The organism is Mycobacterium venezuelense, assembly GCF_054919535.1.
In genome coordinates, this window is sequence record NZ_JBONDW010000014.1 from 18,750 (window position 1) to 36,106 (window position 17,357).

The 17,357-nt window shown below is 68.0% G+C and carries 16 protein-coding genes, 1 tRNA gene and 1 other RNA gene; 8 read left to right on the plus strand and 10 right to left on the minus strand.

Translation table 11 applies throughout. The features are described from left to right. Window positions 1–32: 32 nt before the first annotated feature. A complete protein-coding gene (locus tag ACRCUN_RS21895; RefSeq protein WP_462143732.1) occupies window positions 33–1,121 on the plus strand; it encodes a glycosyltransferase in 1,089 nt (362 codons plus the stop codon). Here ACRCUN_RS21895 and ACRCUN_RS21900 read toward each other — a convergent pair. From ACRCUN_RS21900 to ACRCUN_RS21925, 6 genes are all read right to left on the minus strand, one after another. Next, window positions 1,111–1,581, minus strand: coding sequence for a GreA/GreB family elongation factor (locus ACRCUN_RS21900; protein ID WP_462143733.1), 471 nt, complete (start codon window positions 1,579–1,581; stop codon window positions 1,111–1,113). The genes ACRCUN_RS21895 and ACRCUN_RS21900 overlap by 11 nt on opposite strands. A gap of 100 nt (window positions 1,582–1,681) precedes the next feature. Continuing rightward, on the minus strand, window positions 1,682–2,932 hold the full coding sequence (locus ACRCUN_RS21905) for an NAD(P)/FAD-dependent oxidoreductase (RefSeq protein WP_462143734.1): 1,251 nt from the start codon (window positions 2,930–2,932) through the stop codon (window positions 1,682–1,684). 104 nt (window positions 2,933–3,036) lie between these two features. After that, the gene (locus ACRCUN_RS21910; RefSeq protein WP_462143735.1) at window positions 3,037–4,560 is read right to left on the minus strand and encodes a PucR family transcriptional regulator; all 1,524 of its coding nucleotides are present in this window, start codon (window positions 4,558–4,560) and stop codon (window positions 3,037–3,039) included. A 21-nt stretch (window positions 4,561–4,581) separates the two neighbouring features. Continuing rightward, window positions 4,582–5,604: a S1C family serine protease gene (locus tag ACRCUN_RS21915; protein WP_462143736.1), complete on the minus strand. Its 1,023-nt coding sequence runs from the start codon at window positions 5,602–5,604 to the stop codon at window positions 4,582–4,584. 43 nt (window positions 5,605–5,647) lie between these two features. Further along, window positions 5,648–6,478, minus strand: a complete 831-nt coding sequence (locus ACRCUN_RS21920) for a lipid uptake coordinator LucA (RefSeq protein WP_462143737.1) — start codon at window positions 6,476–6,478, stop codon at window positions 5,648–5,650. A gap of 74 nt (window positions 6,479–6,552) precedes the next feature. Continuing rightward, a tRNA-Ser gene (locus ACRCUN_RS21925) sits at window positions 6,553–6,638 on the minus strand. Between the two features lie 69 nt (window positions 6,639–6,707). Here ACRCUN_RS21925 and ffs point away from each other — a divergent pair. The 3 genes from ffs to ACRCUN_RS21940 all read left to right on the plus strand — a co-directional run bounded on the left by ffs (window position 6,708) and on the right by ACRCUN_RS21940 (window position 10,110). Then, window positions 6,708–6,802, plus strand: an RNA gene (gene ffs / locus ACRCUN_RS21930) — signal recognition particle sRNA small type. A gap of 45 nt (window positions 6,803–6,847) precedes the next feature. Continuing rightward, window positions 6,848–8,125, plus strand: a complete 1,278-nt coding sequence (locus tag ACRCUN_RS21935) for an aspartate aminotransferase type Ic (RefSeq protein WP_462143738.1) — start codon at window positions 6,848–6,850, stop codon at window positions 8,123–8,125. A gap of 26 nt (window positions 8,126–8,151) precedes the next feature. Beyond that, window positions 8,152–10,110, plus strand: a complete 1,959-nt coding sequence (locus ACRCUN_RS21940) for a DNA polymerase III subunits gamma/tau (protein WP_462143739.1) — start codon at window positions 8,152–8,154, stop codon at window positions 10,108–10,110. A gap of 130 nt (window positions 10,111–10,240) precedes the next feature. Here ACRCUN_RS21940 and ACRCUN_RS21945 read toward each other — a convergent pair whose 3' ends face one another. Next, on the minus strand, window positions 10,241–10,639 hold the full coding sequence (locus tag ACRCUN_RS21945) for a PaaI family thioesterase (protein ID WP_462143896.1): 399 nt from the start codon (window positions 10,637–10,639) through the stop codon (window positions 10,241–10,243). A gap of 151 nt (window positions 10,640–10,790) precedes the next feature. Here ACRCUN_RS21945 and ACRCUN_RS21950 point away from each other — a divergent pair, with 151 nt between their 5' ends. Beyond that, complete coding sequence (locus tag ACRCUN_RS21950; RefSeq protein ID WP_462143740.1) at window positions 10,791–12,119, plus strand: aminotransferase-like domain-containing protein; 1,329 nt, start codon at window positions 10,791–10,793, stop codon at window positions 12,117–12,119. Window positions 12,120–12,125: 6 nt separating this feature from the next. On the opposite strand, the gene ACRCUN_RS21955 is transcribed toward ACRCUN_RS21950, so the two are convergent. Together ACRCUN_RS21955 and ACRCUN_RS21960 are read right to left on the minus strand one after the other, a co-directional pair. Next, a complete protein-coding gene (locus tag ACRCUN_RS21955; RefSeq protein WP_462143741.1) occupies window positions 12,126–13,439 on the minus strand; it encodes a class I SAM-dependent methyltransferase in 1,314 nt (437 codons plus the stop codon). Continuing rightward, the gene (locus ACRCUN_RS21960; RefSeq protein WP_462143742.1) at window positions 13,436–14,836 is read right to left on the minus strand and encodes an FAD-binding oxidoreductase; all 1,401 of its coding nucleotides are present in this window, start codon (window positions 14,834–14,836) and stop codon (window positions 13,436–13,438) included. The genes ACRCUN_RS21955 and ACRCUN_RS21960 overlap by 4 nt, the downstream gene beginning before the upstream one ends. Before the next feature lie 102 nt (window positions 14,837–14,938). Here ACRCUN_RS21960 and ACRCUN_RS21965 point away from each other — a divergent pair, with 102 nt between their 5' ends. Further along, window positions 14,939–15,379 (plus strand): SRPBCC family protein, encoded by a 441-nt coding sequence (locus ACRCUN_RS21965; RefSeq protein WP_462143743.1) that lies wholly within the window; start codon window positions 14,939–14,941, stop codon window positions 15,377–15,379. Between the two features lie 6 nt (window positions 15,380–15,385). Here the strand turns inward: ACRCUN_RS21965 and ACRCUN_RS21970 are convergent, their stop codons facing one another. After that, window positions 15,386–16,171: an Rv3717 family N-acetylmuramoyl-L-alanine amidase gene (locus ACRCUN_RS21970; RefSeq protein WP_462143744.1), complete on the minus strand. Its 786-nt coding sequence runs from the start codon at window positions 16,169–16,171 to the stop codon at window positions 15,386–15,388. Between the two features lie 102 nt (window positions 16,172–16,273). Here ACRCUN_RS21970 and ACRCUN_RS21975 point away from each other — a divergent pair, with 102 nt between their 5' ends. Both ACRCUN_RS21975 and recR read left to right on the plus strand, forming a co-directional pair. Then, on the plus strand, window positions 16,274–16,606 hold the full coding sequence (locus tag ACRCUN_RS21975) for a YbaB/EbfC family nucleoid-associated protein (RefSeq protein WP_462143745.1): 333 nt from the start codon (window positions 16,274–16,276) through the stop codon (window positions 16,604–16,606). A gap of 11 nt (window positions 16,607–16,617) precedes the next feature. Then, on the plus strand, window positions 16,618–17,229 hold the full coding sequence (gene recR, locus ACRCUN_RS21980) for a recombination mediator RecR (RefSeq protein WP_067851691.1): 612 nt from the start codon (window positions 16,618–16,620) through the stop codon (window positions 17,227–17,229). Window positions 17,230–17,357 lie beyond the last annotated feature (128 nt).

The following is a 17,357-nucleotide window of genomic DNA, read 5'->3' on the forward strand; positions in this document are numbered from 1 at the left end:
CGGCGCTCACCGGTACGAGGATTCGGCGGAAAATGACCGACGTGTTATTCGTGACGATGGACGGCGGGGGCAACGTGCCGCCGATGCTCGGGGTGGCCGGCGCGGTCGCCGGTCACGGTCACCGGGTACGGGTGGTCGGTCATACGTGTCTACGCGAGCAGGTCGAGCGGGCGGGCCTGGAGTTTCAGGCGTACCGACGCGTCCGTGATTGGGACTCGCGCCGCGAACAGAACCCGATCAGGTGGGTGCCGATGTTCAATGACGCGAACATCGGCGCCGACGTCCGACGGCTTTGCGCAGAGAGCAGACCCGACGTCGCGGTCGTGGACTGCATGCTCCTTCCGGCATTGCGGGCCGTGCAGGACGCCCGCATACCCCACGCGGTGTTCACTCATTCGTTCCGCGGCTACGTCAATCGCCTGTACCGGTTCGGAGCCGGCACCGCCGCGCTGGTGTACGGGCATCGCATCTCGAGAATGTGGGATGCCGCCGACCTCAACATCGTCGCGACGTTGCGGTCGCTGGATCCCGAATCGAAACGTCCTCAGCCCCACAATCTCCGCTGGGTCGGCGCGATCGTCGACGGATGTGCGCCACGACGAAATCCGGATCCGCCGCTCGTTCTGGTCAGCATGTCCACAAACGGTTTTCGCGGCCAGCGACGCACACTCGGACGCGTCATCGAAGCGCTCGCGACGTTGCCGTTGCGTGCGGTGGTGACCACCGGCGGGGTGATCGACCCGGACGCACTGCCCGCCGCGCCGAATGTCGAAGTGCTCGGATTCGCCGACCACGCCGAGCTGATGCCGAGGTGCTCGCTGCTGATCGGCCACGGCGGGCACGCCACCACGTTCCTGGCGCTCGCGCACGACATGCCCACGCTGGTACTCCCCGCCAATGCGCTGTCGGACCAACCCCTCATCGGCCGCTCGATCGCGGCCGCGGGAGCCGGGATCACCCTTCGCAGATCGGCTTCCGCCGACGAGATTCGCCGTGCGGTCACGACCCTGCTCAACGATCAGGCGCCGCGGCAGGCGGCCGCACGTATCGGCAGCGAACTCCGGGCGGCCGGCGCGGCAGACCTGGCCGCCCGGCTGATCGCGGGTCTGGCTACGCGGTGAGATCGGCGGGCTGATGCAGCCCGTAAGGCATTGCCGCCAGCAGCGTCACGGCGATCAGAGCACCGCTGGGCGTCTCGTACGTCCGCTGCTCGCCGGGGCGGGCACCGAGGATGGCGCTGCCCAACGGCGATTGCACCGAATAGACCTCCATGTCACCGTATTCGGCGCCACGCACACCGAGCAGGAAGGTCTCGGTCTCGCCGGTCTCGTCGTAACGCACGGTCAAGACCATGCCGGGTTCGGCGATTCCGTCGTCCGGCGGATCCTCGCCGACGACGGCGTTGAGCAGCAGGTCATGGATGTGCTGGATGCGGGCCTGGCGCGCGCGCTGGATCGCCACCTGGTTCTCGTCGGAGTCCTGAGCAGCCTCCGTCGCGATGAGGTCGCGCAGGGTGCTCAGCTCGTCCTGGAGCCGCTCGTGTGCTTGCGGCGACATCCAAATACGTTGGCTGTTAGTCATTTCTGGTCCTCCTATCGGCCAGGATGGTTGTCGTCAGGGGCGGGACGATGCACCGCCCCCGACGACGGGTGTGCCCGGTCCGGGCGTGGCGTGTGAATTCCTAACGGAGCGGGTTGAATTCGCGTAACGCTTCGGGTTGTTTCCCGGTCGTGAGGTATTCGGCAAGAAGCCGTCCGGTGACCGGGCCGTGGGCGAGGCCCCACATCCCGTGTCCGCCTGCGACATAGACACCGCGCGCGACCTCACCGATCAGTGGCCGGCCGTCGGGCGTGACCGGACGCGGCCCCACCCAGACGTCGGTGCGCTCATCCCAGCGCACACCGTCGAGCAGCGGGGCGGTCGATGCGACGATCGCGCCGACGCGGGCAAGCTGCAGCGGCTCGTCCGGTGCGCGGAACTCCATGGTGCCCGCGATGCGGAGCTGGCCTTGATACGGCGTGCAGGCGACGCGTACGTCGGGCAGATACATCGGTGCCGGGACGGGGCGGTCGACGGGCACGGTGAACGAATAGCCGCGCCCCGCCCGCACGGGGGTGCGCACCCACCGGCCCACGAGGCGCGACAGCCACGCCCCCGTGGCGACGACGACGGCGTCCGCATGCAGGGACTCACCGCGCAGGTGCACCCGGACACCGGCGCCGGACGGCTCGACGTCGGTGACCTCGCCCGTGCGTATCGTCGCGCCCCGCGCGGCAACGGAATCCGCGAGCCCATGTACGAACCGGCCCGGATCGACATAGCGCTGGCCTTCGATGTTGATCCCCGCGGTGATGGCGCGGGAGGCGAGCGGAACCTGTTCGCGCAACGCGTCTCCCGAGAGACCGGTCACCGTCACCGTCTGCCCGACGGCGGCCATCCGGCGCAGCTCGATCATGAGATGTTCGGCCCGCTGCGCGTTTTCGAACAATGCCGTGATCGGCCCGTCGGTGGTGGGCACCGCCACCCCGTTGGCGGTCAGGACGTCGTAGGCCTCGAGACATTCCTCGTTGAGCGGCAGGTTGGCCTTGGCCGCGCGATTCCACGAGGACAACCGGCAGTTCATGGCGAACCGCGTCAGGAATGACCACAACCCGACATCGACGGTGACCGGGATGTGCAGCGGTGCCGTCGGACTGAGCAGTGAACGCAAGCCGTAGCGCAGCACACCGGGATCGTTGAGCGGGATCGTGAGGGTCGGCGACACCCAGCCTGCGTTGCCCCACGACGCACCCGCGGCCACGCCGGTGCGATCGACCACGGTCACGTCGACCCCACGCTCCTGCAGGAACCACGCGGTCGACAATCCGACGATGCCCGCACCCACGACGATCGCCGACCGCGGTCCGCCGTCAATCCGATCGACGCCGACCATGACGCCACCTCCACACCCGAAGTTGTCTGAACTTCCATCGTGGCGGCGGTGGTTATCGGACTGTTTGCGCCCTTTCGACAATCGACGCTCGGTGGATTGTCGGACTACGACAAATTCTCGCCGACGGCCAGTTCGATCATCATCGCGAGCCGTTTGCGGGCATCGCCCAGATCGAGAGCCGTCACCTCGGCCATCTTGCGCAGCCGGTACCGCACGGTGTTCTCGTGCACGCCCAACTCCCGGCCCGCTTCGGCGAGGTCGCCTTGCGCCTCCAGCCAGGCCCGCAGTGTGCGCGCATAGTGGGTGCCGTGCGCCCGGTCGTGCTCGCGCAATTCGGCGACCGGGCCGCGCTTCGGTGCACGGCCCGATTGCGCGGCGATGCGCAGCCGCTGCAAGAGGATGTCGTCCCAGGCCTCGTCGTAAACCGGGACGGCGCCACCGCGTCGCACCTCGTGCAGGGCCAGGCATTCGTCGGCTTCGCGACGGGCCAATACCAACTCGGCAACCGTCGCCGGGCCGCTCACGCCGGCGCGAACCGTGACCGGTTCGGGCAGGGCGGCGCGCAGGCCCAGCGCCCAATCCGTGGCGGCCGCGGGCCCGGCACCGGGCAGGACTGTGTAGACGGTGTTGCCGGCGAGCGCGCTACGTCCCGGCCGCGACCAGCCGAACCCGGCCGTGGCCCGCTCGAACGCGAGCAACAACGCCGAATGCCGTTCATCGGCGGTGTGGGCCCGCAGCGCGATCACCCGAAGCGGGGACTGCGGCAATGCCAGCCGGCTCGCCACCGTCGTCGCATCGGCGGCGCCCTCGAGCAGGCGGATCACCAACTCTGATTCGACTTGACGCTCCAGGTCGGCGCTAGCGCGTGAGCGAAGCAGATGCATGGCCACCATGCGGGCACCGTCGGCCAGCGTGGCGCGGCGCTCGCCGGGCAGCGGTTCGGCGCACGTCACCCACACCGACCCCAGCAGCTCGCGGCCGGCGCGGGCGGCCACGACCATGCGCCCGGTCAGGCCATGCTTCGCATCGCCGTCGACGAACATCGGGTCGTCGGATTCGGTCAGGTGCCGGAACACGCCGCGCTCGGTGAAGACCGCCCGCAGCCGCTCGGGCGCCTGGCGGCTGAGGATCGTCTCGGCGCGCGCCGGGTCGGCGTGCTGCTGCAGCCGTGAGTACGCCAGCACGGCCGAATGCCGGTCTTCGATCGTCACCGACCCGCCGACCGCCTCGGCGAGACTGTCGGCCAACGCGAACAAATCCGTTGGGCCACGGCCAGATTCGGTTTCCCTGCCTTCGAGCACGAGGCCGTAGACCACCGCCGCGAGGTCACTCCACGACACTTCCGGGTCAACGGCCATGACGGCGATGCGCTCCGGTTCAGCGGGTAGAAGCTCGTCGTCGGATTCGGCACCGCGGCGAACCAGCACGACCACTGCGCGTGCGGCGGCGGCCCACTCGATCGCCTCGGCCACCGAAGCAGCACCGACTGCGAGCAAGACGTCACCGATGACCTGGCCGGCCTCGTGCATCACGACGCTGCGCAACTCCGTCGACCGCGACGTCGAGCAGTACTGGAGGTGGACGCCATAGCCACCCAGCACATTGATCAGCCGGTCCAGTGTGACCACGGACCGAGCCTAAGTGAGTGGCTACGGCCCGGCGGCCAGCGTGGCCTTGCCGGTGCGTTCCTGGCCGGAGCGGTCCAGCCACGTGAGGTCGATGACGTCACCCGGGTAGCGCCGGTCCAGCACCAGCGTCAGCGTGCGCGCCGAGTCCAGCGATGTGCCGTCGATCACTGTCAGGATGTCGCCGGGCATCAGGCCCGCGGCCTCGGCCGGGCCGCCGCGCAGCACGTCCTGGATGATCACGCCGGCGTTCTGTCGCTGCGCGGTGCGGACCCCGACGCCGAGCATCGTCGGCGGTCCGATGTGCACGAGATCGGACGGCGTGCGGGAGCGGATCTGGCCCGCGACAGCCATGGCGTCGTTGATCGGGATCGCGAACCCCTTGCCGCCGGGCCCCATCCGGAAGTTCACCGACGCGGCCGTCGTCATGCCGACCACCTGCCCGGCGCCGTTGACCACCGGGCCGCCCGAGTCGCCGGCGCGGACCGGCGCGGCGAATTCGAACAGTCCGTTGAGTTCGTCGGTGCTGCCGGTCAGCTCGTCCTCGGCATTGACCGTGCGGCCGAAGGCCGTGACGGTGCCGACCTCACGGGTGAGCGGCGCGCCGGTGCCGTTGGCGTTGCCGAGCGCGACGACCGGCGCCCCCTCGGCCAGTGCGCGGGAATCGCCGATCTGTGCGACGGGCAGCCCGGCAGCCCCGCGCAGCTGCAGCACCGCGATGTCGTTGCGCCGGTCATAGCCCACCAGATCGGCCGCGAAAGACTGACCGGCGACCGTGGCGTTGATCGAGTTCGCACCCTGGACGACGTGGTAGTTGGTGAGCACCTCACCACCCGGGGAAAGCACGATGCCCGTGCCGATGCCGTACGCCTGCTGGTAGTCGACGACGGTGTCGATCCGTGCTACCGCAGGCTCGACCTGGGCCGCGGCTGCGACCGGATCAGCCGGGGCGGCTGCGGCCGGCGCAGACGGGATGACCAGCGCCGCGGCGGTGGCGAATGCCGCCAGAAGTACTGACGTGACGGGTCGCGAGCGCAGTTTGCCCATGAACCCATCTTGGCGGTGAGTTCGCCCGCTGTCGACGCGCAGGTCAGTCCTCGACCGCGACGCCGCCGCGGGAACGCCACCGCAACCTGGAATTACCGCCCTTGTTCGACGGCCGGCGATTACGCAGTTTGCCGTTCGAGTTCTTGTCCTCATCGGACGCTTCGGACTCAGCAGCCCCATCGTCCTCAGCCGTGGTGTCGGCCGTCTCAGCGGTCGTCTCGGCGGGGGAGTCGCCCTCTTCGGCCGTCACCTCGGCAGGCTTTTCCTCGGCCTCGGATCCGTCCGCGTCGGTGGTGTCCTCGACCTCATCGGCTTCGGACTTCTCGGCCTCGTCTTTGTCGGATTCGCCGGCCGGCTCTTCTTCGGCATTCTCCTCGGCCTTTTCGTCGGCCTGACCGCGACCGCGACGCTTGCCCGCGTCGCGAACCTTGAGCGGTTTCGGCGGCGGCGGGGGCAACTCGGCGACGAACGCCAGATAGAAGCCGAATACACCGAGCAGCGCGATGGCCGCGGCCGCGCCGTAGATACCGAACAACCACTGCCCGGCGCCGTCGAGCGACAACCAGATCTCGGAGATCGCGGTGCCGACGATCAGCAGGCCGGCCAGCACGTGGAGCGCGATCGACCACGACCGCAACCGCAGGGCCAACTCGGGAGTGCCGAACTCGGGGCGCTGGGTGCGCTGCAGCGTGAACACGACGGGAAGCGCGGCCAGACCGATCAACACGCCGGTGACGATGCGCAGCACCAGCCCGAGCGTCGGCGAGGTCTGGCCCATCAGCTCTGGCCACCGCGGGAGGACGAAGAAGAAGTAGAGGCCTGCAGCGACGATTGAGAACGACGCGTGCCAGATCACCGCGACGGTGCGGCCCATACTCCTCCTCGGGTATTTATGGGCCGGGGTGCGACCGGGCTGGTTATCAGCAGGTCGCACCCCGGACCCGAGTGCGGAGGATAGGGGATTTGAACCCCTGAGGGCTATTAACCCAACCCGCGTTCCAGGCGAGCGCCATAGGCCACTAGGCGAATCCTCCGTCGGCAATGGTAACCGAAGCCGGGACCGCTCCCGTCCAGTCGGGGGGAGGGCAGGTACTACACTCACCCATGGACCCCGCGCGGCGTCCATCCTGTGAACTCCCCCAGGGCCGGAAGGCAGCAAGGGTCAATGGGCTCTGGCGGGTGCGCGGGGTCCCCTATTTTTGCCCGGTGATCTCCGGGGATCCGAACAGGTGAAAGGCGCGCGGTGTCGTTCCAGTCCCTCGGCCGCGACGATCTGCTCGCGCAGCACGAGCTCCAGCAACGCAACTATGCCGAGCTTCAGGCGAAGAAGCTCGGTCTGGATTTGACCCGTGGCAAGCCGGCGCCCGCGCAGCTCGACCTGTCCAATGCGCTGCTCGGCCTGCCCGGCGAAGACTTCCGCGACCGTGACGGCACCGATACACGCAACTACGGCGGGCTGCACGGCCTGCCCGAGCTGCGGGAGATCTTCAGCGAGCTGCTCGGCATCCCGGTGCAGAACCTGATCGCAGGCAACAACTCGAGCCTCGAGATGATGCACGACGTGGTGGTGTACTCGCTGCTGCACGGCGGGGTGGACTCGGCGCGTCCGTGGAGCAAAGAGCCCGTCGTCAAGTTCCTGTGCCCCGCACCCGGCTACGACCGCCACTTCGCGATCACCGAGTCGTTCGGGATCGAGATGATCCCGGTGCCGATGCGTGAAGACGGCCCCGACGTCGACCTCATCGAGGAGCTCGTCGCTGCCGACCCGGCGATCAAAGGCATGTGGTGCGTGCCCGTGTACTCGAACCCGACCGGGGTCACGTTCTCCTGGGAGACCGTCCGGCGCTTGGTCCAGATGCGCACTGCCGCAAACGATTTCCGGTTGATGTGGGACAACGCCTACGCCGTTCACACGTTGACGCACGATTTCGTCCGCCAGGTCGACGTGCTGGGGCTTGCCGAAGCCGCGGGCAACCCGAACCGGCCGCTCGTGTTCGCCTCGACGTCGAAGATCACCTTCGCCGGTGCCGGTGTGAGCTTTTTGGGCGGCTCGCTGGGCAACATCGCCTGGTACCTGCAGCACGCGGGCAAGAAGTCGATCGGGCCGGACAAGGTCAACCAGCTCAGGCACCTGAGGTTCTTCGGCGATGCCGACGGTGTGCGCCTGCAGATGCAGCGGCACCGCGAGTTGATCGCGCCGAAGTTCGCGCTTGTCGCCGAGATCCTCGAGGACCGGCTCGGGGAGTCGAAGATCGCGTCGTGGACCGACCCCAAGGGCGGCTACTTCGTGAGCCTCGATGTCTGGCCGGGCACGGCCAAGCGCACGGTCGCCCTGGCCAAGGACGCAGGCATCGCGGTGACCGAGGCCGGCTCGGCGTTCCCCTACCGGAAAGACCCGGAGGACAAGAACATCCGCATCGCCCCGACGTTCCCGTCGCTGCCCGACGTGCGCGAGGCGATCGACGGTCTGGCGACGTGTGCACTGCTCGCGGCGACCGAGCACCTGCTGGGATCCGACTAGTCGGGATCGGTCGGTAGCCTTCTCCCGTGGCTCTCTACCGCAAGTATCGCCCGGCAACCTTCGCGGAAGTGGTTGGGCAGGAGCATGTCACCGAGCCGCTTTCGGTCGCGCTCACCGCGGGCCGGATCAACCACGCCTACCTGTTCTCCGGGCCGCGCGGCTGCGGTAAGACATCGTCCGCGCGCATCCTGGCCCGCTCGCTGAACTGCGAGCAGGGGCCGACGCCGACGCCGTGCGGGGTGTGCGATTCGTGCGTCGCGCTCGCCCCGAACGGCCCGGGCAACGTCGATGTCGTCGAACTCGACGCGGCCAGCCACGGCGGCGTCGACGACACCCGCGAATTGCGCGACCGTGCGTTCTACGCGCCCGCGCAGTCGCGCTACCGCATCTTCATCGTCGACGAGGCCCACATGGTCACGACGGCAGGCTTCAACGCGCTGCTCAAGATCGTCGAGGAACCGCCCGAGCACCTGATCTTCGTGTTCGCCACCACCGAACCCGAGAAGGTGCTGCCGACCATCCGGTCCCGCACGCACCACTATCCGTTCCGGCTGCTGGCGCCCCGCACCATGCGGCCGCTGCTTGAGCGCATCTGCGCCGACGAGAACGTCGAGGTGGACGACGCGGTCTATCCACTGGTCATCCGGGCCGGCGGCGGGTCGCCGCGTGACACGCTCTCGGTGCTCGATCAGCTGCTGGCCGGCTCCGAGCGGGGTGCGACCGGCAACCACATCACGTACCAACGAGCACTCGCGCTGCTGGGCGCGACCGACATGGCGCTCATCGACGACGCCGTGGAAGCACTGGCCGCGGGCGATGCCGCCGCGCTGTTCGGCGCCGTCGAAGCGGTGATCGACGCCGGTCATGACCCGCGGCGCTTCGCGACCGACCTGCTCGAGCGGTTCCGCGACCTGATCGTGCTGCAGGCCGTGCCCGACGCCGCGGCGCGCGGGGTGGTCGACGCCCCGGCCGACGTGCTGGACCGCATGCGCGATCAGGCGGCGCGGCTGGGTTCGGCCACGCTTACCCGGTACGCCGAGGTGGTCCACGCCGGGCTGGGCGAGATGCGCGGGGCGACCGCGCCGAGGCTGCTGCTCGAAGTGGTGTGTGCGCGGCTGCTGCTCCCGTCGGCAAGCGACACCGAATTGGCTCTGCTGCAGCGCGTCGAACGCATCGAGACCCGCCTCGACATGTCGATCCCGGCCGGCGAAGCGCATGCCGTCGCGCCACCCGCCGAGCCGGTCAAGACCTACACGCGACGCAGCCAGGCGCAGGCCTCCGAACCCACACCGGCCCCCGAACCCGCTCCGGAGCCCACGCCGCCGCCCGCGCCTTCGCCCGAACCGGTGTCAGCGCCCGCACCGAAGCCCGTGCCCGCACCGGAGCCGACGCCGCCGCCAGAGCCGGAACCGACGCCAGAGCCCGAACCGACGCCAGAGCCCGAACCGCAGCCGGCTCCCGAGCCGGTGCAGGCGTCGGCCACCCCCGGCGGCGAGCCCAACGCCGCCGCGGTGCGTTCGATGTGGACGACGGTGCGCGAGAAGGTCCGCGAACGCAGCCGCACCACCGAGGTCATGTTGTCGGGGGCGATCGTGCGGGCAGTCGAGGGCAAAACCCTTGTGCTGTCGCATGAATCACCACCGCTGGCGAAGCGGCTCACCGAGTCGCGCAACGCCGACGTGATCCGCGACGCGCTGAAGGATGCGCTCGGCGTCGACTGGCAGATCCGGTGTGAGGTTGGCACCGCGGAGGCCGCCGCGGCCCCGCCGCCGCGGGCGAGCAAGCCGCCGCCACGCATCCCCAGTCGGCCGGGCCGTTCCATCCCCGAGCCTGAGCCGGTGCCGGATGCCGAGCCGCCGCTGGATGACGAGGAAGAGATGCTGGCCGAGGCCGGGCAGAGTGAGGCCGGGCCGCGTCGGGACCCGGAAGAGGTTGCGCTCGAGCTGCTGCAGAACGAGCTCGGGGCGCGAAAGATCGAGAGTTGACAGTCACATCTGTCACTTCGGCACCTGGGACGTGACACGTAGTGGGTTGCGAAACGTGATATCGCCTGTGATATCGCGTTCCCAAGTCACCTATATGACGCCTCGGCGGTACTGATGTGACAGTTGTGGTTCAGCGCCCGGCGGCCTGCGCACCGCGCAGGGTCATCACGGTGCTGGTGACGCTCGCGGCCGTCTTGCCGTCGCTGCGGACGATGTCACACGTGTAGTGAGTGATGGTCCGGCCGGAGTGAGCGGGCCGCGCGGTGGCGACGAGGACGTCGGCCCACACCGGCCGCAGGAATGTCGCCCTGATGTCGATGCTCGTGAACGACTCACCGGGCTGCATGAGCGTGGAGTGCGCGGTGCCGATCGCGGCATCGGCCAACTCGACGAGAAACCCGCCGTGGACCGTGCCCTGCTGATTGCCGTGCCGGGCGGGATCCGTCTCAACGCGTATGGACGCGGTGCCAGGTCCCACATCGGCGATCGTGAAGGCGAGGAATTCGGAGATGGCGGTCGGATAACGCACGTGCGTGCGTTCGTCGGGCTGCAGCGTCCCGGCGATGAGGCGTTGCAGGTAGTCCAGCACGGGCAGCGTCGTATCGGTCGTGGTCACGGGGTGGACTGTAGGGACAGCAAAATGATGCAATCAAGAAATTGTCCTAGAGATAGGGGTGGCAGTGCGGCCCGAGCGGTATCGACTCATCGCCGAGGAGATCGCGTCGGCGATTCGCGACGGGACCATCCCCGCGGGCACCCGGCTGCCGACGCATCGTGAACTCGCCGCCAGGTATGGGATTGCGCTCGCCACCGCGACCAAGGTCTACCGCGAGCTCGCGGTGACGGGCCTCGTGGTGGGTGAGCGGGGCCGCGGCACCTTCGCGCGGGACCTCAGCGGCTTCGGCGGACTGGACTCACGTCGGCTGCCGGCCGGGGCGCGGCTTGCCGACCTGTCCTTCAACCAGCCGCTTGCACCAGGCCAGGACGACCAGCTCCGGCAGGCCATGCGCGAGCTGGCCGCCGAGGGCGATCTCACGTCGTTGCTCACCCAGCATCCGCCGGGCGGCCGCGGTGCCGATCGCGCAACCGTCGCCGAGTATCTGCGGACCGCGGGACTCGACGTCGGCGGAGACGACGTACTCGTCACGTCGGGAGCGCAGCACGCCCTCGATGCCGTCATCGCCGGCGTCGTACCGGCCGGGCAGGCGGTCGCGGTCGATGCGCTCACCTATCCGGGTATGAAGCTCATCGCCGATACCCGCCGCGTCGATTTGGTGCCGGTCGGCGGGACGCCGGTGGGCACCGACACCGACGCCCTCGACGCGGTGTGCAGGTCACGCGCGGTCGCCGCCATCTACCTGGTGCCGACGCTGCACAACCCGCTCGGCTTCGTGCTGGACCTGGCGGCCCGGACCCGGATCGTCGACATCGCGCGGCGCCACGACTGCCTGCTGATCGAGGATGCGACGTACGCGTTCCTGGAGCCGGGCGCCGCCCCGCCACTGCACGCGCTCGCCCCCGAACGCACCTTCCATGTGGGCAGCCTGTCGAAGAATCTGGCCACCGGGTTGCGCTTCGGCTACGTCGTGGTCCCACCCGGACAGCGCAATGCGGTGAATCGCGTTCTGCGGGCATCACATTGGGGAACGTCGAGCATCGTCACCGCGCTGGCGACCCGACTACTCGCCGACGGCACCGTCGAACGCCTGCAGGCGCAGCGTCGCGATGACGCTCGCCTGCGTCAGGTGATCGCGACGCGTGAGCTGAGCGACCTCGGCTATCACGCGCATCCGAGCGCCTACTGGGGCTGGCTGACGCTGCCCGGCGACATCAGGGCCGACATCGTCGCCCATCGGCTGGCCGACCGCGGCATTCTGGTCTCCACCGCGGATGCGTTCGCGGTGGCCGCCAACCCGCCGAACGCGCTGCGCATCGCGCTCGCCAATCCGCCGCTGGCCGAATTGGATACGGTGCTGCGCACCATTCGCGGTGCGGTCAGGCTGATCTGACTCGCTCTACGGCGTCCACCACGGCCGCAGCGGCAGGCCGCCGTCGTGGCCGTGTTCGTCGAGCTTGACCGCCAGAACCTGGTGCAGCTGAACCACATTCGTCTCGAAACCCAGCCGGGAGCCGGCCATGTACAGACCCCACACCTTGGCGGTGGGCAAGCCGACCTCGGCGACCGCCTCGTCCCAATGCTCGACGAGGTTGGCACACCAATCGCGCAGCGTCATCGCGTAGTGGTGGCGCAGGTTCTCCTCATGCAGCACCTCGAGGCCGATGTCCTGCACTTCGGTGATGATGCGTCCGGAGCCGGTGAGCTCGCCGTCGGGGAACACGTAGCGGTCTATGAAACCGCCGGCAACCGCTGTCGTTCTGTTGTCGTGGCGCGTGATGCAGTGATTGAGCAGCAGGGCACCGGTGCGCATCCGCGACTTCAAGAAGCCGAAGTAGGACGGGTAATTGTGGACGCCGATGTGCTCGGTCAGCCCGATCGACGACACCGCGTCGAAGCCGGTTTCGACGATGTCCCGGTAGTCGCCGTGGCGCACTTCGGCCAGGTCTCCCAGGCCCTCCTCGGCGATGGCCTTCTGGGCCCAGGTCGCCTGCTCGCGCGACAACGTGACACCAAGCGCCTTGACACCGTGCCGGGCCGCATAGCGCACCATGCCACCCCAGCCGCAGCCCACGTCGAGCAGGCGGTCGCCGGGCTGCAGGCGCAGTTTCTCGAACACGAGCCGGTACTTGTTGTCCTGGGCCTCTTCTAGCGTGGCGTCGGCGGTGGGATAGCACGCGCATGTGTAGGTCATCGACGGCCCCAGCACCCACTCGTAAAAGGTGTTGGACACGTCGTAGTGATGGTGGATGGCCTCGGCATCGCGGGTCTTGCTGTGCCGCAGACCTTCCACAACCCGACGCCACCGCGGCAGCGCTTCCTGTGGCGGCGGGGCGATCGGCACAAGATGCTCGATCCCGATGGACCGCACGATGTTGGCCAACACCCGAGCGGGCGGACGCTTGAAGTTCATCTTGTCGGCCAGCGCACACAACAGGGGATACGGGTCGCCCGGGTGCACACCGTGAGTTTCGAGATCGCCGGAGATATAAGCCCGCGCCAGCCCGAGATCGCCTGGCGCGGTGGCCAGATAGGTGGTGCCACGCGGGCTTTTCAGGTCAAGGCCCAGCGTCGCATCGTCGGGACCGGCCGAACTGCCGTCGTACGCGGTGAATTTCAGCGGCAACTGGCCCGCGGCGAAGATCTCCAGAATCTCGGCCAGGCTCAACCTCCGGTCAGAGGTATGGGCCGCGTTCTCTTTGAATGTCGTCATTGCCGTTGCACCGCCTTCGAATACAGGTCCAGGAGACGTGAATCGGGGTCGTACATTTTCTTCACGGTCTTGTAGGCCTCGCCGCCGTACAGATCGTCGAACTTCTCCCGGGAATAAAAAGCATCGGAATACAGCGATTTATGCCCTTCGAGTTCGTCGACCTTCCGTTCGATGCGGCGGTTCGTGTGGCCCTCATCGGGGCCGACCGGTACCGACGACCAGAAGCCGACGTTGACGTAGGTGTGGTGGGCACGCAGCGGATACAGCGGCCAGGCCGCACCTTGGTTGCCGTGGTCACGCAAACGCAGCGGGCACAGCCAGAGGGGTTCGATCGGCACGTTTTCCAGGAACCAGTCGAGAAAAGCCACACAGTGCTCTATCGGCACCTCGATGTCCTGCACGACTCGTTCCCGCGGTGGGCGACCGTGCCGCTTCTCGATGCGGTCGGCGATGTTGAACCGCTGGTCGTAGCCGATCAGCTTCCAGTAGAAGCTGCTGCGCCGGTAGCGCCGCGGCCAAAACCGCCGAATCAGCGGGTTTTGGGCGCCGAACGCGCGCGAGCACCAGAACCAATCGGTGTCCCACCGCCAGAGATAGTCGTGGATCGTGAGGCGGTCGTGCTTCTCGGCACCGTTGCGGCCGGGATGCTGAATGGACCGGTAGTAGATCTGCTGACCCGTGTAATCGCTGACGGGCCCGGCGGTTTTCGTTTTGAAGCCAACACACAGGTAACTCTCAGCGGCGCTGAAGACAACGCCGTCGAGGTAGTCGACGCGCTCGCCGTTGAGGCCGCCCGTCTCGATGATGCGATCCATCGTCGAGATCAGGTCCTTCAGTGTGTGAAAACGCAAGTGCCGCAACGCGACGAACGGCGTCACCGGTTCGAGCTCGATTCGCAGTCTCGTCGAATAGCCAAGTGTTCCGTACGAATTCGGGAATGCGCGGAACAGCTCGGCATTCTGGTGCGGCGATGCGGTGACGATTTCACCTGCGCCCGTCAGAATGTCCATCTCCAGGACACTTTCGTGCGGTAGGCCGTTACGGAACGACGTCGACTCGATGCCGAGCCCGGTGACCGCGCCGCCCAGCGTGATGGTCTTGAGCTGTGGCACCACCAGCGGGGCCAGCCCGTACGGGAGCGTCGCCGCAACGAGATCCTCGTAAGTGCACATGCCGGCCACGTCCGCGGTCTGAGCGGCCGCGTCGACACCGATCACCCCGGTGAGACCGGAGGTGTCGAGGCCTTTCGCGGTGCTCTTGGCCCGCTTCCGGAACAGATTGGACGTCGGTTTGGCAAGGCGCACTGTCGCGGTGGGCGGTATGGCGCGGTAGCTATCGAGAAGCCGCTCTACCCCCGCAGCGTGGACAGCTTGTGCGTCAGTCGAAGCAACAGACACACATATACGCTAGTCGGCGGTTGCACCCGATGCGACCGCAGTAACCCAAATATGCCCGGGTTGATACCCCGTAGCATTCTCTCGCACAAGGAGTTTTCACCCATGGGACAGGTCAGCGCGGTCAGTACCGTTTTGATCAACGCCGATCCGGCCGCGGTGCTCGCAGCGATCGCCGACTACCAGACCGTGCGCCCGAAGATCCTCTCCGCGCACTACAGCGGCTATCAGGTGCTCGAGGGCGGGCAGGGCGCAGGCACCGTCGTCACGTGGAAGTTGCAGGCCACCAAGTCCCGCGTGCGCGACGTCAAGGCGACCGTGGACGTGGCCGGGCACACAGTCATCGAGAAGGACGCCAATTCGACACTCGTGTCGAACTGGACTGTCGCACCGGCAGGCACCGGGTCGACGGTCAACCTGAAGACCAGCTGGACCGGAGCCGGCGGCGTGAAGGGGTTCTTCGAGAAGACGTTCGCACCGCTCGGGCTGCGCAAGATCCAGGACGAGGTGCTGGCGAACCTCAAGAAAGAGGCGGAGGGCGCGTAAGCGCGCCTAACGCGCCGGGGCGGCGGCGGTCTGCGAGCCGAGGTAACCCACGATGCCCCGGGCGATCGCGTCGGCGTACTTCTGGCGGCCCTCCGGCGACTTCATCAACGCGGAGTCGACCGGGTTCTTCATGTTGCCGCACTCGACCAGGATGGACGGAAACTGAGCCAGGTTGAGCCCGGCGATGTCCGAGCGGGCATCGAGCCCGCCCGAGCCGATGTAGGTCGCCGGAGGTATGCCGGACGCCGACAGCTGGTCGCGCATGACCTTGGCGAACTGCACGGACGGTCCGGCCTGCACCTGGTTGAGCGGCGGCGACGAATAGAGCACGTGGAAACCGCGGCCGTTGGCCGGACCGCCGTCGGCGTGGATGGACACGACGGCATTCGGCCGCAGTGAGTTGGCCATCGCGGCGCGCTCGTCGACACACGGGCCGAGGGCGTTGTCGTTACCGCGCGACATCGCGGTCCGCACACCCAATGCGGTCAGCGCGGCACGCACGCGCAGCGTCGTGTCCCAGGTGAAGGTGTGCTCCGGATAGCCGTCTGCGGTCGAGGTGCCGCTCTCCTGGCAGTTCTTGGTGCCCCCGCGGCCTGTCGGGACCTGCCTGCTGATCGAGGCGTCGTTGGCGCCGTTGTGCCCGGGATCGAGGAAGACGATCATCCCGGCGACGTTCGGGGCGGCATTCGCCAGTGGACTGTTCACGAGGGCGGGCGCGGTCACGGCGATGAGCACACTGGATAGCGCCGCGGCGCCGACACGCAGGCAGGCTGGGACTCGCACGGCCGCCACCGTAGCCCGCGCGCCGACTAGGCTGAAAGGCCAAACCGCCACCGACGGGCGAGAGCAACCAAGTCGAGACCAGGTCGCAACGAATACGTGAAGGGGACTGTCATGCAACCCGGAGGCACGCCCGATATGTCGGCACTCCTCGCGCAGGCACAGCAGGTGCAGCAACAACTCATGGAGGCGCAGGAGGCGCTGGCCAACTCAGAAGTGCACGGCCAGGCCGGCGGTGGGCTGGTACAGGTCACCGTCAAGGGAAGCGGCGAGGTGGTAGCCGTCCGCATCGATCCCAAGGTGATGGACCCGGCCGACCCCGAAACCCTGCAGGATCTGATCGTCGGCGCGTTGGCCGATGCCTCCAAGCAGGTGACCATCCTCGCGCAGAGCCGGCTCGGTCCGCTGGCCGGCGGGCTCTCCGGCTTCGGTATCCCGGGGGTCTGAGTTGTACCGCAATGTTTGAGGGTCCCGTCCAGGATCTGATCGACGAGCTCGGCAAGCTGCCCGGCATCGGGCCCAAGAGCGCGCAGCGGATCGCCTTCCACCTGTTGTCGGTCGAGCCACCCGACATCGACCGGCTGACGGCCGTGCTCGGTCGCATCCGCGACGGTGTCACGTTCTGCGCGGTGTGCGGCAACGTGTCCGACGACGAACGCTGCCGCATCTGCAGTGACCCGCGCCGCGACGCCTCACTGGTGTGTGTCGTCGAGGAACCCAAAGACGTGCAGGCCGTCGAGCGCACGCGCGAGTTCCGCGGCCGCTACCACGTGCTCGGCGGGGCGCTGGACCCGTTGTCCGGCATCGGCCCCGAACAGCTGCGTATCCGGGAACTGCTCAACCGGATCGGCGAACGCGTCGACGGCGTCGACGTCGCCGAGGTGATCATCGCGACCGATCCCAACACCGAAGGCGAGGCGACCGCGACCTACCTGGTGCGGATGCTGCGCGACATCCCCGGCCTGACGGTCACCCGGATCGCGTCCGGGCTGCCGATGGGCGGCGACCTCGAGTTCGCCGACGAGCTGACTCTTGGCCGCGCGCTGGCCGGGCGCCGCGCGATGGCTTGATTCATGTCCGCCGAGTGGCCAGTTGTTGCACGGGTTTCTGCGTGAGGCGTGCACAAAGTGGCCACTCGCCGGATTTCGGCGAGAGCGAAACACCTCGACCGTGACGGGTCAAGATCAGTACCGTCGGG

Coding starts and splice junctions, on each gene's coding strand:
- ACRCUN_RS21905 (WP_462143734.1), bottom strand. CDS start 2,932: ATGGTCGGCGTCGATCGGATTGACGGCGGACCGCGGTCGGCGATCGTC.
- recR (WP_067851691.1), top strand. CDS start 16,618: ATGTTTGAGGGTCCCGTCCAGGATCTGATCGACGAGCTCGGCAAGCTG.
- ACRCUN_RS21900 (WP_462143733.1), bottom strand. CDS start 1,581: ATGACTAACAGCCAACGTATTTGGATGTCGCCGCAAGCACACGAGCGG.
- ACRCUN_RS21965 (WP_462143743.1), top strand. CDS start 14,939: ATGGGACAGGTCAGCGCGGTCAGTACCGTTTTGATCAACGCCGATCCG.
- ACRCUN_RS21915 (WP_462143736.1), bottom strand. CDS start 5,604: ATGGGCAAACTGCGCTCGCGACCCGTCACGTCAGTACTTCTGGCGGCA.
- ACRCUN_RS21955 (WP_462143741.1), bottom strand. CDS start 13,439: ATGACGACATTCAAAGAGAACGCGGCCCATACCTCTGACCGGAGGTTG.
- ACRCUN_RS21920 (WP_462143737.1), bottom strand. CDS start 6,478: ATGGGCCGCACCGTCGCGGTGATCTGGCACGCGTCGTTCTCAATCGTC.
- ACRCUN_RS21895 (WP_462143732.1), top strand. CDS start 33: ATGACCGACGTGTTATTCGTGACGATGGACGGCGGGGGCAACGTGCCG.
- ACRCUN_RS21975 (WP_462143745.1), top strand. CDS start 16,274: ATGCAACCCGGAGGCACGCCCGATATGTCGGCACTCCTCGCGCAGGCA.